Raw genomic sequence first — 15,576 nt, 5'->3', positions numbered from 1 at the left:
GTCGTGTCACGGCCTTCGATCATCCGCAAGGACAATGCAGCAAACCAGGTCACGCCCAACTGGACCGACTACGACGATCTGCGCGCCGCGTTCTCCTGGACCGCGGCGCAGCGCGAACTGGCGGGCCTGCCGCACGGCGGGCTGAACATCGCGCACGAGGCGCTCGACCGGCACGCAAGCGGTCCCCTGCGCGACAAAGCGGCGTTCCGCTTCCTCGGGCTCGCGCAGCACCATGCGCTGAGCTACCTCGAACTTTCCCTGCTGACCAACCGCTTCGCCAACGTGCTGCGCACGCTCGGCGTCGGCAAGGGCGAGCGCGTGTTCGTGCTGGCCGGTCGCATCCCCGAACTCTACATCGCCGTTCTCGGCAGCTTCAAGAACGGCAGCGTCGCCTGTCCGCTGTTTTCCGCGTTCGGATCGGAACCGATCGCGACCCGCATTACCATCGGCGACGCGCGCGTGTTGGTCACGACCGAGTCGTTGTACCGACGCAAGATCATGCCGATCCGCGCCCAGCTTCCGGCACTGCGCCACGTCCTGCTGGTGCGCGAGGAAGGCAGCGGCGAACCGCTTCCCGATACCGGGGACCTGGCGAAGTTGCTTGCGGCGGCATCGGAGCGCTTCGAGATCGCGCCGACCGATCCCGAGGATCTCGCTTTACTGCACTTTACGAGCGGCACCACAGGCACGCCCAAGGGCGCCCTGCACGTGCACGGCGCGGTGCTCACGCATTGGGTCAGCGGAAAATACGCGCTCGACCTGCATCCGGACGACATCTTCTGGTGCACGGCCGATCCCGGCTGGGTCACGGGTACCTCGTACGGCATCATCGCGCCGCTGCTGCACGGCGTCACCTCGATCGTCGATGCCGCCGACTTCGATGCCGAGCGCTGGTACGGCATCCTGCAGGATGAGCGGGTGAGCGTCTGGTACACGGCGCCGACCGCGATCCGGATGCTGATGAAGGCGGGCGATGCCATTCCCCGCAACTATGCCTTCCCGGCCCTGCGCTTCGTCGCCAGCGTCGGCGAGCCGCTCAATCCCGAGGCGGTCTGGTGGGGCCAGGAGGTGCTGGGCCTGCCGATCCACGACAACTGGTGGCAGACCGAGACCGGCGGCATCATGATTGCCAACACGCCCGGCTTCGACATCAAGCCCGGCTCGATGGGGCGCCCGCTGCCAGGCGTGGAGGCCTGCATCGTGCGGCGCGACGACGCAGGCGAGGTCGCCGTCGTCTCCGAGCCCGACGTCGAGGGCGAGCTCGCCCTGCGCCGCGGCTGGCCCGGCATGCTGCGCGGCTACCTGAACAACGAGGAACGCTACCGCAAGTGCTTCGCCGGCGACCTGTACCTGACCGGCGACCTGGCGCGGCGCGACGCCGACGGTTACTTCTGGTTCGTCGGCCGCAGCGACGACGTGATCAAGTCGGCCGGGCACCTGATCGGTCCGTTCGAGGTCGAAAGCGCGCTGATGGAGCATCCGGCGGTTGCCGAGGCCGGCGTGATCGGCAAGCCCGACCCGACCGCCGGCGAAGTCGTCAAGGCCTTCGTTTCGCTGCGTGCCGGCCACGTCGATTCGGAGCCGCTGCGCAAGGCGCTGCTCGGCCATGCGCGCGCCCGGCTCGGCGCGGTGATGGCCCCGAAGGAAATCGAGGTCGTCGCCTCGCTGCCGCGCACGCGCAGCGGCAAGATCATGCGGCGCCTGCTCAAGGCGCGCGAACTGGGCCTGCCGGAAGGCGACACCTCCACCCTCGAGGCCAATTCATGAACCCGGCCGAGGCCGCCCTGTCCACCGCCTGGCCGCCCAGCGCGCCACGCGAACGCGCGTTCTGCCACGCGCTGCTGGCCGACATGCAGCGCATCCGCAGGATGGAGGAAAAATCGGCCGAGCTCTACGGCGCCGGCAAGATCCGCGGCTTCCTGCACCTGTACGTGGGGCAGGAGGCGGTCGCGGCCGGCGCCCTGCATGCGCTGGCGCCCGAAGACAATGTCATCGCGACCTACCGCGAGCATGGGCACGCCCTGGTGCGCGGCGTGCCCATGAACGCGATCATGGCGGAGATGTTCGGCAAGCTGGCCGGCTGCTCGCACGGTCGCGGCGGCTCGATGCACCTGTTCGACCGCGACCGCCATTTTTATGGCGGCAACGCGATCGTCGGCAGCGGCATCGCCCTGGCGGCCGGGCTGGCGCTGGCCGACAAGATGCAGGGGGCGGCGCGCGTGAACGCCTGCTTCTTCGGCGAGGGCGCGATGGCCGAGGGCTTGTTCCACGAAACGGCGAACCTGGCCGCGCTGTGGAAGCTGCCGCTGCTGTTCATCTGCGAGAACAATTTTTACGCGATGGGCACGGCGCTGGCGCGTTCCGAGTCGCAGACCGACCTGTGCGCCAAGGCGGCCGCCTACAACATGGCGGTGCGCAAGGCCGATGGCATGGACGTGCTCGCGGTGCACGAGGCGGCAACGCTCGCCGCCGGCCAGGTGCGCGCCGGCGCGGGGCCGTTCTTCCTCGAATGCCAGACCTACCGCTTTCGCGCGCATTCGATGTTCGACCCCGACCTCTACCGCGACCCAGCCGAGATCGAAGCGTGGAAAGAGCACGGCCCGCTGCACGCTTTCTCGGCGCGCCTGAAGGGCGAGGGCAAGCTGAGCGAAGACGAGTTCCTGGCGCTCGATGCCGCGGCGCGGCGCGAAGTCGAGGCGGCGGTTGCCTTTGCCGAGGCCGCCCCTTGGGAGCCGGTCGAGGACCTCGAAAAAGACCTGCTCGGCGGGGGCGCGCCGCCATGAAGATGAGCTACCGCGAGGCGATGCGCGCGGCTCTGCACGAGGCGCTGCTGGCGGACCCGCGCGTGTTCCTGATGGGCGAGGATGTCGGCAAGTATGGCGGATCGTACGCCGTGTCGAAAGGCTTCCTCGACGAATTCGGGCCCGAGCGGATCCGCGACACGCCGTTATCCGAACTCGGCTTCGTCGGCGCGGGGATCGGGGCGGCGCTGGGCGGCATGCGCCCGGTCGTCGAAATCATGACCGTCAACTTCAGCCTGCTGGCGCTGGACCAGATCGTCAACACCGCGGCCGCGATGCGGCACATGTCCGGCGGCCAGTTCGGCGTGCCGCTGGTGATCCGGATGGCGACCGGCGCGGGACGGCAACTGGCGGCCCAGCATTCGCACAGCCTGGAAGGGTGGTATGCGCACATCCCCGGCATCCGCGTGCTGGCCCCGGCCACCGTGGCCGACGCGCGCGGCATGCTGGGGCCTGCGCTGGCCGACCCGGATCCGGTGATCATCTTCGAGCATGCGCAGTTGTACAACATGGAGGAAGATTTTGGCGACGCGCCGCCGCCGTCGTCGTGCCCCATCAGCGGCGCCGCGGTGCGCCGCGCCGGCCGCGACGTCAGCCTGGTCGCCTATGGCGGCTGCCTGCCGAAAGCCTTGCAGGCGGCCGAACAGCTGGCCTCCGCCGGCATCGAGGCCGAGGTGATCGACCTGCGCGTGCTGCGGCCGCTCGACGCGGACACGATCCTCGGGTCGGTGCGCAGGACGCGGCGCGCGGTGGTGATCGATGAAGGCTGGAAGAGCGGCTCGCTTTCCGCCGAGGTGGTTGCGCGCATCATGGAAAACGCATTTTATGACCTCGATGCGCCGGTCGAGCGCGTGTGCGGCGCCGAAGTCCCGGTACCGTATGCCCGCCACATGGAACTGGCCGCCTTGCCGCAAGCCGAGGGCATTGCGAACGCGGCGCGCGCACTGGTGGGGCGGGCATGATCGAATTCAAGCTCCCCTCGCTCGGCTCCGACATGGACCAGGGCAAGCTGCTGTCCTGGCAGGTCAAGCCCGGCGACGCTGTCCACAGCGGCCAGGTGGTGGCGGTGGTCGACACGTCCAAGGCCGCGGTCGACGTCGAAGCCTGGAACGACGGGACGGTATTCGAGCTGGTGGTGCAGCCCGGCGAGACGGTGCCGGTCGGCGCGGTGCTGGCGACCCTGCTGGAGCCGGGCGAATCGGCGGAGCATGCGCGTGCAGCGCAGCGCAGCGGTGCGGCGGCTGCGCAGGCAGCGCCCATGCCGGCAGCCGCCGCGGCGGCTCCGGCTGTGGCGCTTCCGGCTCCGGCTGCGGCGGGCCGGCGCCCGGTATCGCCGGCCGCGCGCCGGCGTGCCCACGAGGCCGGCATCGACGTCGACGCCGTGGCCGGGACCGGTGCCGGCGGCGCGGTCACGCTGCAGGACGTCGAACGCGCGATCGCGGCCGCCCCGTCCGGGCAGGCGCCGGCGGATCGCCAGCGCGAGATGCGCAAGTCGATCGCAGCCGCCATGAGCCGTTCCAAGCGCGAGATTCCCCACTACTACCTGAGCGAGACCGTGCCGATGCGCCGTGCCCAGGAGTGGCTGGCCGAAGCCAATACCAGCCGCCCCGTCACCGAGCGCCTGCTGATGGCCACGCTGCAGCTCAAAGCGGTCGCGCTCGCGCTGCGCGACTACCCCGACCTGAACGGCTTTTTTCGCGACGGCGCTCACCAGGGCTCGGATCAGGTGCACGTGGGCGTGGCCATCGCCTTGCGTCAGGGCGGCCTGGTCGCGCCGGCGCTGCACGACGTCGCCGCCAAGCCGCTCGAACAGCTCATGCGCGAACTGTCCGACCTGGTGCGCCGTGCCCGCGCCGGCTCGCTGCGCAGCTCCGAGATGTCGGAGCCGACCGTGACCGTCACCAACCTCGGCGAGCAGGGCGCCGAGGCGGTGTTTGGCGTCATCTATCCGCCGCAGGTGGCGCTGGTCGGTTTCGGGCGGATCGTGGAGCGGCCCTGGGCCAGCGACGGCGGCCTGTCCACGATGCCGCTCGTCACCGCCAGCCTGGCGGCCGACCACCGGGTGTCGGACGGCCACCGCGGCGCGCTGTTCCTCGTGAACCTGCGCGAGCGCCTGCAGCGCCCGGACCAACTGTGAGGAGCAGGAACCATGAACGAGCAGGATGTGCTGGCGGGCGTGATGGCGGAACTGACCTCGATCGCGCCGGAAATCGACCCGGCCGCCCTGGAGCGCGCCCGGCCGCTGCGCGAGCAGGTCGACCTCGACTCGATGGACTGGCTCAATTTCCTGATCGCCTTGCACGGCCGTTTCAAGGTCGACATTCCGGAATCCGATTACGGCCGCCTGCGCACGCTCGACGACCTGGCCGGCTACCTGGGCGCCAGGCTGGGCTGAGCAGGCTTGGGGGACAATGCGATGAATACTTTGACGAAGATGGCGCTCGGCAAAATGGGGCGCTTGCGGCCCAGGCCGGCGCTGGGGGAATCCGCACCGGCTATCGCGCTGCCGGCGCCCCAGTGCAAGGGCGGCATGCCGCTAATGGAGGCGCTGGCGGCACGCCGTTCGTCGCGCGCGTTCGCGCCGCACGAACTGGCGCTGCCGCTGCTGTCCGCGTTGTTGTGGGCCGGCTATGGAGTGAACCGGCCGGACGGCGGGCGCACCGCGCCGTCGGCGATGAACGCGCAGGAGATCGACGTCTTCGTCGCGCTCCCGGGCGGCGCATACCGCTACGACCCGCAGCGGCACCGCCTGGAACTGGCCGCGCCGAACGACCTGCGCAGGGTCACCGGCTATCAGGACTTCGTGGACGACGCCCCGCTGGACCTGGTGTACGTGGCCGACCATGCCCGCCTGCGGCTGGTTCCGGTGGAGAAGCGCGCCGCGTACGCGTACACGGCGGCCGGCGCGGTGGCGCAGAACGTCTATTTGTTCGCCGCCGCGAACGGCCTGGCTACGGTGATCCGGGCCTGGATCGACCGCGAGGCGATCGCCGAAGCGCTCGGCCTGACACACGATCAGGAAGTGCTGCTGTCGCAGACGGTTGGCTATCCGAAGTAGATCGGTTCCCCCGCGTGTGCATGCCACCCGCGGGCAACTGTATGTGTACAAGGCCCAGGAGAGCAGGACGACCACTTCCTGGCTTTCAAGAATCCGGTCAAGTTCACGAACGAGCTGCATACCTTCCTGGCACGTTGTCCGACACCGCCGCCTTCGACATGTCGAGCGTGCGGGTGGCGCCAACGCCGGTCATGCGTCGAAATGTGCGACGGCCAGTCATTCGATGCGGTGCACCGGTCGTCTGTAGCATCTGACTTGCGGGTAACGAAAAAGGCGTCGACCCGTCAACCTATTTAAGGACAAGTCATACGCTTGAATCAGCGCGACTTCACGAAGGGCTTGCCGATCGCCTTCGGCGCCACCGACTTGGCCATCAGGCCCGCCAGCACGATCACGGTGACCACGTAGGGAATCATCTGGATCAGCGAACCCGGGATGCGGCCGACGACCGGCAGGTCGACGCCTTCGAGCTGGATCTGCACCGCCGTGAAAAAACTGAACATCAGGCAGCCGAGCACCGTGTGCAGCGGACGCCAGTTGCCGAACACGAGGGCGGTCAGCGCCAGGTAGCCGGCGCCGGCCGACATGTCGCGCAGGAAGAAGCCGCTCTGGACGATCGACAAGTAGGCGCCCGAGAACGAGCACAGGACGCCGGCGGCAAACATCGCCATGTAGCGCGTCTTTTCGACCGAGACGCCGGCGGCATCGGCCGCATGCGGGTTTTCGCCACAGGCGCGCAGGCGCAGGCCGAAGCGGCTGTGGTAGACAACCCAGTGCACCAGCGGCAGCAGGGCAAAAGCCAGGTAGACCAGCGGCGTATGCCCGCCCAGCACGTCCTTGAAGAACCAGCCGAGGAAAGGCACATCGGCGACCAGCTCGGTGCCCGGCACCACCACCCGGGACAGGCGCGCCTCGCCCAGGTCCGGCGTGCGGCCGCCCTGCTGGAAGATGTACTGGGCGACGACGAAGGTCAGGCCGCTCATGGCGATGTTGATGGCGATGCCGGCCACCAGCTGGTTGCCCTTCTGGGTGATCGAGACAAAGGCCTGCACCATGGCGATGGCCACCGAGACGGCAATGCCGGCGGCGATGCCGAGCCAGGGGTTCTGGGTCGTGTAGCCGACGGCGGCCGACACGAAGGCCGAGGCGAGGATCTTGCCCTCGAGGCCGAGGTCGACCACGCCGCTGCGTTCGGCGAACAGGCCCGCGAGCGCCGCAAACATCAGTACCGGCGCGCTGCGGATCATCGAGACGATGATGGCGCCCGCGAAATCGAAGAATTCCATGGCTTATCCCTTGCGTGTTGCGTTGATCAGTTTCAGGAGCGGCCTGGCGTAGAAGTTTTCCATCGCGCCGCAGAACAGGATGATCAGTCCCTGGATGAAGACGAAGGTCTCGACCGGGATGTTCGGTTTTTCCAATGAGAGGTCGAACCCGCCCTGGATCAGCGCGCCGAACAGCACCGAGGACAGGAAGATGCCGACCGGATGCTGGCGCCCCATCAGGGCGATCGCGATGCCGACGAAACCGGCGCCGGCCGGGAAGTTCAGGCTCAGGTAGTGGGTCGAACCCATGATCGAGTTGACCGCGGCAAGACCGGCCAGCGCGCCCGAGATCAGCATCGCGACGATGATCATGCGGCTGATGCGCACGCCCGCGTAGTGGGCGGCGTGCTGGTTCAGGCCGGTGGCGCGCAGCTCGTAGCCCCAGCTCGAGCGCGAGACCATGACGCCGTAGACCGCGAGTGCGACGATCGCGATCGGGAAGCCGATGTTCAGGGGCGAGTCGCCGAAGAAGGAGAACCAGGTGTTCAGGGTGGGCAGGGCGGCGCTGTCTGCAAACACGCGGCTGGCCGGGTTCTGCTCGCCCTCGGGCAGCAGGGCCTTGACGATGATGAAGTTCATCAGGTTGGCGGCGATGAAGTTGAACATGATGGTCGTGACCACCACGTGGCTGCCGCGCCTGGCCTGCAGGTAGCCCGGCAGGAAGGCCCACAGGGCGCCGAAGATCGCGCTGCCCAGCATCGCCAGCGGGATCAGGAGCCAGGGCGAGAGCGTGGCGTCGAAGGCGAGGACGGCCAGGGTCAGGCCCAGGCCGCCGAAATACATCTGGCCTTCGGCGCCGATGTTGAACAGGCCTGCCTTCATCGCGATCGAGACCGCCAGGCCCGTGAAGATGAAGGTGCTGGCGTAGAACAGCGTATAGCCCAGGCCTTCCGGATTGATGACGGCCGAGTCGATCAGGATCTTCATCGATTCGGCCGGGCTTTCGCCCAGCAGGTGGATGACGAGCGCGGCGACGAGCAGCGCCGACAGCAGGTTCAGGAGCGGCAGGACGAAGCCCGTGGCCCAGCGTGGCAGTTCGGTGGTTTTCATCTGTTTCATGACTTGTGCATCCCGCCCATCAAGAGGCCGATGCGGGTGGCGTCGAATTCGTCGATATTGAGTTCGCCGGTGATGCGTCCGCTCGACATGACGACGATGCGGTCGGCCAGCGCCCGCACTTCTTCGAGTTCGACCGACACCAGCAGGATGGCCACGCCTTCGTCGCGCAGGCGCAGCAGCTGGGTGTGGATCGATTCGATGGTGCCGATGTCGACGCCGCGCGTCGGCTGGCCGACCAGCATCAGTTTCGGCTGCGCCGAGACTTCGCGCGCGATCACGACCTTTTGCTGGTTGCCGCCCGAGAGCAGGCCGATGCGCAGGTCCGGATTGTTCGGGCGCACGTCGAAGGCCTGCAGCAGGTGTGCGCAGCGTTTCGCAATGGCGTCGAAGTCGAACAGGCCCCAGCGGTTTTTCACGCGCTCCTGGTAGCCGAAGACGGTGTTTTGCAGCACCGAGAAATCCTTGATCACGCCATCGCGCAGGCGGTCTTCCGGCACGTGGCCAATGCCGAGATTGCGGAAGGTGGCGGGCAAGCCGTCGGCATGCGTGCGGCGGCCGAAGGGGAGGGGTTTGCCCTCCAACTCGACCTGGCCCGAAGTGGGCAGGCGCATGCCCGCCAGGATTTCCATCAGTTCGCTCTGGCCGTTGCCCGAGACGCCGGCAATGGCGACGATTTCGCCGGCACGCACGTTCAGGTCGATGTCGGCCAGCAGCTGGACGCCGTTCGCGTCTTTCAGCTGGAGGTTCTTCACGTTCAGCACGGAAGCGCCCGGGCTGAAAGCTTTGCGTGGCAGGTTGCCCTCGATCGGGCGGCCCACCATCATGTTGGCCAGCTGCTCTTTCGAGGTCTGGCTGGTGGTCACGGCGCCCGACACGCGGCCGGCGCGCAGCACCGTCACCTGGTCGGTGATGTCCATGATCTCCTGCAGCTTGTGGGTGATCAGGATGATGGTCTTACCCTGGTCCTTGAACAGGCGCAGGATTTCGAACAGCGAGGCCGTTTCCTGGGCAGTCAAAACCGCGGTGGGCTCGTCGAGAATCAAAATGTTGGCGCTGCGGTAGATCTGCTTGAGGATCTCGACGCGCTGCTGGGCGCCCACGGACAGATCGTGGATGGTCGCGAGCGGATCGACGTCGAGGCGGTAGCGGGTGCAGATCTCGCGCAGTTTGGCTTCGACTTCGCCGCGTTTATTCGCCAGCCTGACCCCGCCCTCGGCGCCGAGCATGACGTTGTCGAGCACCGTCATGTTCTCGACCAGCATGAAGTGCTGGTGCACCATGCCGATGCCGAGGTCGATGGCTTCCTGGCTGTTCCGGATCGAGCGCGCCTGGCCGTCGATCAGGAGCTGGCCACTGTCGGCATGGTAATAGCCGTACAGGATGCTCATCAGGGTGGATTTGCCGGCGCCATTTTCCCCGATGACACCATGGATGGAACCCTTGGCGATCGTGAAGCTGACGTCAGCGTTCGCTTGCACCGGCCCGAAGGCCTTGCTTATGTTGCGAAATTCTACGGCTGGCTGCATAGCGATGTGTAGTGAAGAAGAAGTGAATGCATTCATTTAAAAGCGCGCCGGACCGGAAAACCCGGTGCGGCGCGCTCTTTGTTTGATACGTTGAAGCTTAGACCGGGCAGCTGCTGCCGGCGCGGTAGTCGATGACCTTGATCTTGCCGTTGATGATGTCGGCCTTCACGCCATTGACGCGCTTTTCCATCTCGGGCGAGACGACCTTGCGGTTGTCCTTGTCCAGCACCCAGTCGACGCCGCCTTCCTTCAGGCCTTTGTAGGTGGTGCCGGCCTTCCAGGTGTTGTTCTTCACTTGCATGAAGGAGTCATACACGGCCAGGTCGACGCGCTTGACCATCGAGGTCAGCATCGAACCCGGGTGCAGGTAGTTCTGGTTCGAATCGACGCCGATCGCCAGCTTGCCTTTTTCCTTGGCCATCTGCAGTGCGCCCATGCCCGAACCACCGGCGACGGCGAACACGACGTCGGCGCCGCGGTCGAATTGCTGGCGTGCCAGCTCGCCGCCCTTGGCCGGGTCGTTCCAGGCAGCGCTGGTGGTGCCGACCATGTTCGACATGATCTCGATTTTTGGCGCCTGGGCTTTCGCGCCCTGGCTGTAGCCGCATGCGAAGGCGCGGATCAGCGGAATGTCCATGCCGCCGACGAAACCGACTTTCTTGGACTTCGAGGCCATGGCCGCGGCGACGCCGACCAGGTAGGAGCCTTCCTGTTCCTTGAACATGATCGAGTTCACGTTCGCGCCGGGCGCGATCGAATCGATCAGGACGAATTTCACTTTCGGGAATTCCTTGGCGACCTTGGCCACGGCCTGGGTCTGCGAGAAGCCGATCGCGGCGATCAGGTCGATTTTCTTGCGCGCGAGGCCGCGCATCACCTGCTCGGCCTGGGTGTCGCTATTGGCCTGGACTTCGATAAACGGGATGTTGGTCTCTTTCTTGAAGCGCTCGGCGCCTTCGAAAGCGGACTGGTTGAACGACTTGTCGAACTTGCCGCCGGCGTCGTAGACGATGCCCAGCTTTGGCGCGCCAGCCGGGGCGGCAGCGCTCGCGCCGCCGAACACGCACAGTGCCGCAATCGTCACACTAAGTTGCTTGAATTTCATGAATGAGCTCCTGGAATTTCGATATTGTACCCGGCGCAACGGCTGCGTTGGGAGGGACGGCCTAGAGGCAAGGCTCGGCGCGCCATGCATTTCATTGCGGGCGCGGCAGCGATGCCGTGCGGATTGTGTCAGTCCCCGACATTTCATGTGGTTACGATTTGTATCGTTCTGCCTTCCACCGAGGCGTTGCGCGCGCGAATGTCGCGTCATCACAACAGCAAAATCGGAGGAGATCGGCCATGCGCCACGCGATCCCGGGGTCAAAAAAACCGGGCGCAGCTTAACCTGTCAAATATGCATCAGCCTGCCGATGCAAGGCAAATACGATTTTACTTGGCAATTTATTCGGTGGAAATATAAATGCCGACAAGTTTCGGCATTTTTTCCATCACGCCACAGTCTGGATGAGCTCCGGAGGCGGCAGGGGCTGGCTGAAGCGCTGTGCCAGGAAGCCGGCGATGCGGCTTTGGGTCGCTTCGAGGTAGGGGATGTTCATGTGGTCGGAAGCGGGCACGACATCGTCGAGGATGAGGTTGGCGAGCTTTTCGCACAGCTGGTCGGTATGCGAGTGCGGCACGATATCGTCGCGCTCGGCGCGCAGCACATAGGTGGGCACCTTCAGCGAGGGCGCGTGCTTGATCGACTCGAAGCGGTGGCGCAGCATGTACTCGATCGGCATGGCGCGGAATTTTTTCTTGGCGATGGCCAGGATCGAATCGTAAGGCGTAATCAGGACCACCGAGTGCGCCGCGCGCTCCTTGGCCACCTGCACGGCCACGCCCGAGCCGAGGCTGCGCCCGATGACGGCGATGCGGCGCGCATCGACCTGGCCCAGGGCGGCGAGCCAGTCGAACAGGGTGCAGCCGTCTTCGACGAGCAGGGTTTCGTCGGGAATGCCGTGCGAATTGCCGTAGCCGCGGTAATTGAGCGCCAGCACCGTCATGTTCGGGAACATGGCGCCGGCGTCGCGCACGACCCAGGAGACTTCTTCGGAGCGGCCGCCGAAATACAGCACCGCCGGGCGCGGGCCGGGCGTACGCGGCGTCATCAGCCAACCGCACAGGCGGGTGCCGTCTTTGGCGCGCAGCACGATGGGACGGGTACGGTGGCCGCTGCTGCGCGGGCTGTTTACTTCGGGGACGATGGTCGGGTTGAACACCAGCCGGCGCTGGTTCGCGGCAACCGCGGCCGTGAGCCCCAGCCACAACACGCTGGCAAACCCTGCCATCCCCGCCGCCATTTTTTTCGATGTGTTCATGGCGACAGTCTACCTCGTCGGTTCGAGATGTTCTGTGCGCCATTTCGCCATGCATTGCAGCATGCGTGTTGGTCGGCGGGAAAGTATGTTTTTCGCTACAAACGGGCCGAAGCAGCATCGGGTAACATGGGCCGCTCGGCTTGCCTATCCAACAATGGAGGAATTCCCGTGCATTTCCTGCTCACCTACGACCTCGCCCCCGATTACCTGGAGCGCCGCGCCGAATTTCGCAATGCCCACCTGAAGCTGGCCTGGGAAGCGCAGGAGCGGGGCGAGCTCGTGCTGGCCGGCGCGCTCGATGAGCCCGCCGACCGCGCCCTGCTCGTGTTCAGCTGCGACACGCCGCAGACGCCCCAGATGTTTGCCGCCACCGATCCCTACGTCATCAATGGCCTGGTGCGCGCTTTTCATGTGCGCCGCTGGAATACGGTGGTGGGCGACCTGGCCGCCACGCCGGTTCGCCCGGATTAAGCTCCCCGCCGCTTAGGCTCTTAGCGCGGTACCGTCTTGAGCACCAGGTTCTGCGCGGTGACCGCCAGCGCCCCGGGGCCGAATACGGCTATGCCGCGCGGCATGTTCAGGCCGCCGGGCAGGGGGCCGAGCACATTGTTCTGGTTCCCCGGCACCCCGACCACGGTGCTGACGGCGTTCGAGATGGTGATGCGGCGGATCGTGCCGTTGCCGGTATCGGCCACGAACAGGCTGCCGCTGCCATTGAGCGCGAGTCCGGCCGCGCGGCACAGGCGCGCATTGCCTGCAGTGCCGTCGGCGCTGCCGCATTGTCCCGCCGCGCCGGCGATCGTGCGCACCTCGCCGGACGGCGAAATTTCGCGGATCGTCGAATTGGCGGTGTCGGCGACGTAGACGTAGCCGGCGGAGTCGACCTCGATGTCCTGCGGCTCGCAAAAGCGCGCCGCACTCCGGTTGCCGTCGCTGCTGCCGCAGGCGCCCGCCACTCCGGCGATCGTGGTGACCACGTTCGCGCGGTCGATGCGCCGGATCGTGTGGTTCTGCGTATCGGCCACGTACAACACGCCCTGGCGGTCCATCGCGATGCCTTGCGGAGCGCAGAAGCGCGCCGTGCGGGCGTCGCCATCGACGCTGCCGCACTCGCCGGCGGCGCCGGCAAGGGTGGTGACCGCGCCCGCCGCGCTGATGCGGCGAATGAGGGAGTTGCCGGTATCGGTTACATACAGGTTGCCGTCGGCGTCGGCTTCGAGCCGGGAGGGCTCATTGAAGCGCGCGCCGCTCCCGGCGCCGTCGCTGCTGCCGGCCGCGCCGGCGCTGCCGGCGAAGGTCGTCGCCACGCCCTGGGGCGAGACCCGGCGGATCGTGTTGCTGTTTCGTTCGGCCACATACAGGTTGCCGTCGGGCGCGTTGACGATGCCGTCAGGGCCGTCGAAACGGGCGCTCGAGCCGGAGCCGTCGAGCGAGCCTCCGCAGGTGGCACACAGGCCGCCGGCGATCAGGAAGACGCCGGGTTCCCCGTTGGGCGGGGGCGGCTTGTGCGGATGGTCGTCGTCGTCGTCGTCGAAATCGGAATAGCCGACGCCAATGGCCACACCGCCGCCGCAGGCGGCCAGTCCCGCGCACAGGGCCAGGGGACCCAATCGTTTGGCAAGGCGCTGCAAGGCAGGCAAGAAGTCGGGAAGGCGCATGATGTCTCCTGATAGTGGGAGGGCTTCCTGCCCTTTGTGCCACGAGATTAATCCCGGATCAAGCGCTAACCATGAGCGCGATCAAGCGTGCATGGGTGCATATGCCTGAGTTGGCGAAGCTGCGGCGCGCGCGCCACAGTGTCCATGTCGGTGGCGATAGCGGCCTACCCACGCTGGTTGGACAATACGCTGCCACTCCTGCTGTAATGGCTGCCATCGGGGCGGCAAGCATCGTCCTCTACTTCCTGTGAAGCGATCGCCATGAAAAAAACTGTGCTGCTGACGGGTTTCGAACCATTCGACGGAGCGACGATTAACCCGGCCTGGGAAGCGGTGCGCAGGTTCAGGGGCTGGGTGGACGAAGACTATATGGTCGAAATCCTGCAACTGCCCTGCGTATTCGGCCAGGCTACCCGGGTCCTGTGCGGCGCGGTCGACGAGATCCGGCCCGGCATCGTGCTCTGCGTCGGCCAGGCGGGCGGGCGCGCCGAGCTGACGGTGGAACGCGTCGCAGTCAATTGCGACGATGCGCCGATTCAAGACAACGAGGGACAGCAGCCGGTCGATACGCCGATCGTGATCGACGGCCCGGAGACCTATCTCGCGACGCTGCCGGTCGACGCCATGGTCGATGCGCTGTGCGCGCGCGGGTTGACGGCCTCGGTATCGGAGACGGCGGGAAGCTTTGTTTGCAATCACGTGTTTTATGGCTTGATGCATCACCTGGAGGGGAAAGCGGTGACTGGCGGCCTGATGCACGTGCCGTATTTGCCGGAGCAGGCGGCGATGATCGACGGTGCGCCGTCGATGGCCCTGAGCGAGATGATCGAAGGATTGCGTATTGCGATGGAAGTAGCGGTGCGTGGTTAACGCATCGCCTCAACCCCCGTCCGGCTTCAAAATTTTCAAGAACGCCCGCACCACCGGCGCATCGTCCTGGCTGGTGTAGCTGATGTACAAATTCGCCGACGGCGCATTGTGCCGGATCGGCACGAACACCACGCCCGGCCAGCCGATGCGGCTGGTCGTCTCCGGCATCAGCGCCACGCCCAGGCCCGCGCCGACCATCGCCAGCAGGGTCTGCGGCTCGGCCGCTTCCTGGAAAATCGTCGGCTGGAAGCCGGCGTTGATGCAGCACTGGATCAGGTAGCGCGGTTCGGCCGACTGGCTCAGGTGCAGGGTCAGCATCGGCTCGCTGGCGATGTCGACCAGGTCGATGAATTCGCGGCGGGCCAGCGCGTGGTTCTTGTGCACGGCCACGCAGACGTTCTCGCGGAAGCACAGCTCCTGGTGCAGGTGCGCGTTCTTCAGGGTTTCTTCGTCCAGGCGCGGCTCGCGCCAGAAGCCGACGTCGATCTGTTTCGAACGCAGCGCTTCGAACTGCTCGTCGGGCCCGAGTTCGTGGATGGTCCAGGTCACCTTCGGAAACTCGCTCTGGAAGCGCTCGAGCAGGCTCGGGATCGGCCCCCACATCGCCGAGCCGACGATGCCCACGCGCAGGCGGCCGACTTCGCCGCGGTCGATCTGGCGGATGGTGTCGATCGTCATGCGCATGCGGCCCAGCAGGTCCGACGCTTCCACCATCAATGCCTTGCCGGCGACCGTCAGCTCGAAACTGCGGGTGGTGCGCGCGAACAGGCGCACGCCCAGTTCCGCTTCGAGCTTCATGATCTGCTGCGAGAGGGGCGGCTGCGAGATGTGCAGGCGTTCGGCGGCGCGGCTGAAGCTTTTTTCCTCGGCCACGGCGAGGAAGTATTTCAGCTGTTTCAGGTCGATCGACATGGTG

General features: G+C 66.4%; 16 protein-coding genes. 9 read left to right on the top strand and 7 right to left on the bottom strand.

Annotated features, from left to right (window positions below; translation table 11 throughout):
• Window positions 1-3 precede the first annotated feature (3 nt).
• Genes acsA through NMB41_RS19415 form a run of 6 tightly spaced genes read left to right on the top strand, consistent with a single transcriptional unit; the run spans window position 4 to window position 5,859 of the window.
• A complete protein-coding gene (acsA, locus tag NMB41_RS19440; RefSeq protein WP_494379445.1) occupies window positions 4-1,767 on the top strand; it encodes an acetate--CoA ligase in 1,764 nt (587 codons plus the stop codon).
• Window positions 1,764-2,783 carry a pyruvate dehydrogenase (acetyl-transferring) E1 component subunit alpha gene (gene pdhA / locus NMB41_RS19435; protein WP_494379444.1) on the top strand — a complete coding sequence of 340 codons (1,020 nt, stop codon included), beginning with the start codon at window positions 1,764-1,766 and terminating at the stop codon, window positions 2,781-2,783. The genes acsA and pdhA overlap by 4 nt, the downstream gene beginning before the upstream one ends.
• Window positions 2,780-3,763: an alpha-ketoacid dehydrogenase subunit beta gene (locus NMB41_RS19430; protein ID WP_494379443.1), complete on the top strand. Its 984-nt coding sequence runs from the start codon at window positions 2,780-2,782 to the stop codon at window positions 3,761-3,763. Before pdhA ends, NMB41_RS19430 begins: the two co-directional genes overlap by 4 nt.
• Window positions 3,760-4,938 carry a dihydrolipoamide acetyltransferase family protein gene (locus NMB41_RS19425; protein ID WP_494379442.1) on the top strand — a complete coding sequence of 393 codons (1,179 nt, stop codon included), beginning with the start codon at window positions 3,760-3,762 and terminating at the stop codon, window positions 4,936-4,938. Before NMB41_RS19430 ends, NMB41_RS19425 begins: the two co-directional genes overlap by 4 nt.
• A 12-nt stretch (window positions 4,939-4,950) precedes the next feature.
• Complete coding sequence (locus NMB41_RS19420) at window positions 4,951-5,196, top strand: acyl carrier protein (protein ID WP_494379441.1); 246 nt, start codon at window positions 4,951-4,953, stop codon at window positions 5,194-5,196.
• 21 nt (window positions 5,197-5,217) lie between these two features.
• Entirely contained in the window at window positions 5,218-5,859 is a 642-nt protein-coding gene (locus NMB41_RS19415) for a SagB/ThcOx family dehydrogenase (protein WP_494379440.1), read from the top strand.
• Between the two features lie 317 nt (window positions 5,860-6,176).
• On the opposite strand, the gene NMB41_RS19410 is transcribed toward NMB41_RS19415, so the two are convergent.
• From NMB41_RS19410 to NMB41_RS19390, 5 genes are all read right to left on the bottom strand, one after another.
• Entirely contained in the window at window positions 6,177-7,145 is a 969-nt protein-coding gene (locus NMB41_RS19410) for an ABC transporter permease (protein ID WP_494379439.1), read from the bottom strand.
• A gap of 3 nt (window positions 7,146-7,148) precedes the next feature.
• On the bottom strand, window positions 7,149-8,234 hold the full coding sequence (locus tag NMB41_RS19405) for an ABC transporter permease (protein ID WP_494382874.1): 1,086 nt from the start codon (window positions 8,232-8,234) through the stop codon (window positions 7,149-7,151).
• Window positions 8,235-8,239: 5 nt separating this feature from the next.
• Entirely contained in the window at window positions 8,240-9,769 is a 1,530-nt protein-coding gene (locus NMB41_RS19400; protein WP_494379438.1) for an ABC transporter ATP-binding protein, read from the bottom strand.
• A gap of 97 nt (window positions 9,770-9,866) precedes the next feature.
• Window positions 9,867-10,874, bottom strand: a complete 1,008-nt coding sequence (locus NMB41_RS19395; RefSeq protein ID WP_494379437.1) for a BMP family lipoprotein — start codon at window positions 10,872-10,874, stop codon at window positions 9,867-9,869.
• Between the two features lie 388 nt (window positions 10,875-11,262).
• Window positions 11,263-12,132, bottom strand: a complete 870-nt coding sequence (locus tag NMB41_RS19390) for an alpha/beta hydrolase (RefSeq protein WP_494379436.1) — start codon at window positions 12,130-12,132, stop codon at window positions 11,263-11,265.
• 168 nt (window positions 12,133-12,300) lie between these two features.
• Here NMB41_RS19390 and NMB41_RS19385 point away from each other — a divergent pair, with 168 nt between their 5' ends.
• Entirely contained in the window at window positions 12,301-12,603 is a 303-nt protein-coding gene (locus NMB41_RS19385; protein WP_494379435.1) for a YciI-like protein, read from the top strand.
• A 20-nt stretch (window positions 12,604-12,623) separates the two neighbouring features.
• On the opposite strand, the gene NMB41_RS19380 is transcribed toward NMB41_RS19385, so the two are convergent.
• Entirely contained in the window at window positions 12,624-13,790 is a 1,167-nt protein-coding gene (locus NMB41_RS19380; protein WP_494379434.1) for an NHL domain-containing protein, read from the bottom strand.
• Window positions 13,791-13,861: 71 nt separating this feature from the next.
• Here NMB41_RS19380 and NMB41_RS19375 point away from each other — a divergent pair, with 71 nt between their 5' ends.
• Window positions 13,862-14,041 (top strand): hypothetical protein, encoded by a 180-nt coding sequence (locus NMB41_RS19375; protein WP_494379433.1) that lies wholly within the window; start codon window positions 13,862-13,864, stop codon window positions 14,039-14,041.
• Between the two features lie 10 nt (window positions 14,042-14,051).
• Window positions 14,052-14,660: a pyroglutamyl-peptidase I gene (gene pcp, locus NMB41_RS19370; protein ID WP_494379432.1), complete on the top strand. Its 609-nt coding sequence runs from the start codon at window positions 14,052-14,054 to the stop codon at window positions 14,658-14,660.
• Between the two features lie 9 nt (window positions 14,661-14,669).
• Here pcp and NMB41_RS19365 read toward each other — a convergent pair whose 3' ends face one another.
• Window positions 14,670-15,572 (bottom strand): LysR family transcriptional regulator, encoded by a 903-nt coding sequence (locus NMB41_RS19365; RefSeq protein WP_494379431.1) that lies wholly within the window; start codon window positions 15,570-15,572, stop codon window positions 14,670-14,672.
• Window positions 15,573-15,576: the final 4 nt, after the last annotated feature.

It is taken from the genome of Massilia sp. FBCC-B171, from assembly GCF_059134155.1.
Note: the sequence above shows the minus strand (reverse complement) of the source record. Positions and strands in the feature narration are given on the sequence as shown.

Excerpts from the sequence above, each read along its gene's own strand:
- pdhA (WP_494379444.1), top strand. The coding sequence starts at position 1,764 with ATGAACCCGGCCGAGGCCGCCCTGTCCACCGCCTGGCCGCCCAGCGCG.
- NMB41_RS19430 (WP_494379443.1), top strand. The coding sequence starts at position 2,780 with ATGAAGATGAGCTACCGCGAGGCGATGCGCGCGGCTCTGCACGAGGCG.
- NMB41_RS19425 (WP_494379442.1), top strand. The coding sequence starts at position 3,760 with ATGATCGAATTCAAGCTCCCCTCGCTCGGCTCCGACATGGACCAGGGC.
- NMB41_RS19420 (WP_494379441.1), top strand. The coding sequence starts at position 4,951 with ATGAACGAGCAGGATGTGCTGGCGGGCGTGATGGCGGAACTGACCTCG.
- NMB41_RS19415 (WP_494379440.1), top strand. The coding sequence starts at position 5,218 with ATGAATACTTTGACGAAGATGGCGCTCGGCAAAATGGGGCGCTTGCGG.
- NMB41_RS19410 (WP_494379439.1), bottom strand. The coding sequence starts at position 7,145 with ATGGAATTCTTCGATTTCGCGGGCGCCATCATCGTCTCGATGATCCGC.
- NMB41_RS19405 (WP_494382874.1), bottom strand. The coding sequence starts at position 8,234 with ATGAAAACCACCGAACTGCCACGCTGGGCCACGGGCTTCGTCCTGCCG.
- NMB41_RS19400 (WP_494379438.1), bottom strand. The coding sequence starts at position 9,769 with ATGCAGCCAGCCGTAGAATTTCGCAACATAAGCAAGGCCTTCGGGCCG.
- NMB41_RS19395 (WP_494379437.1), bottom strand. The coding sequence starts at position 10,874 with ATGAAATTCAAGCAACTTAGTGTGACGATTGCGGCACTGTGCGTGTTC.
- NMB41_RS19390 (WP_494379436.1), bottom strand. The coding sequence starts at position 12,132 with ATGAACACATCGAAAAAAATGGCGGCGGGGATGGCAGGGTTTGCCAGC.
- NMB41_RS19380 (WP_494379434.1), bottom strand. The coding sequence starts at position 13,790 with ATGCGCCTTCCCGACTTCTTGCCTGCCTTGCAGCGCCTTGCCAAACGA.
- NMB41_RS19375 (WP_494379433.1), top strand. The coding sequence starts at position 13,862 with ATGAGCGCGATCAAGCGTGCATGGGTGCATATGCCTGAGTTGGCGAAG.
- pcp (WP_494379432.1), top strand. The coding sequence starts at position 14,052 with ATGAAAAAAACTGTGCTGCTGACGGGTTTCGAACCATTCGACGGAGCG.
- NMB41_RS19365 (WP_494379431.1), bottom strand. The coding sequence starts at position 15,572 with ATGTCGATCGACCTGAAACAGCTGAAATACTTCCTCGCCGTGGCCGAG.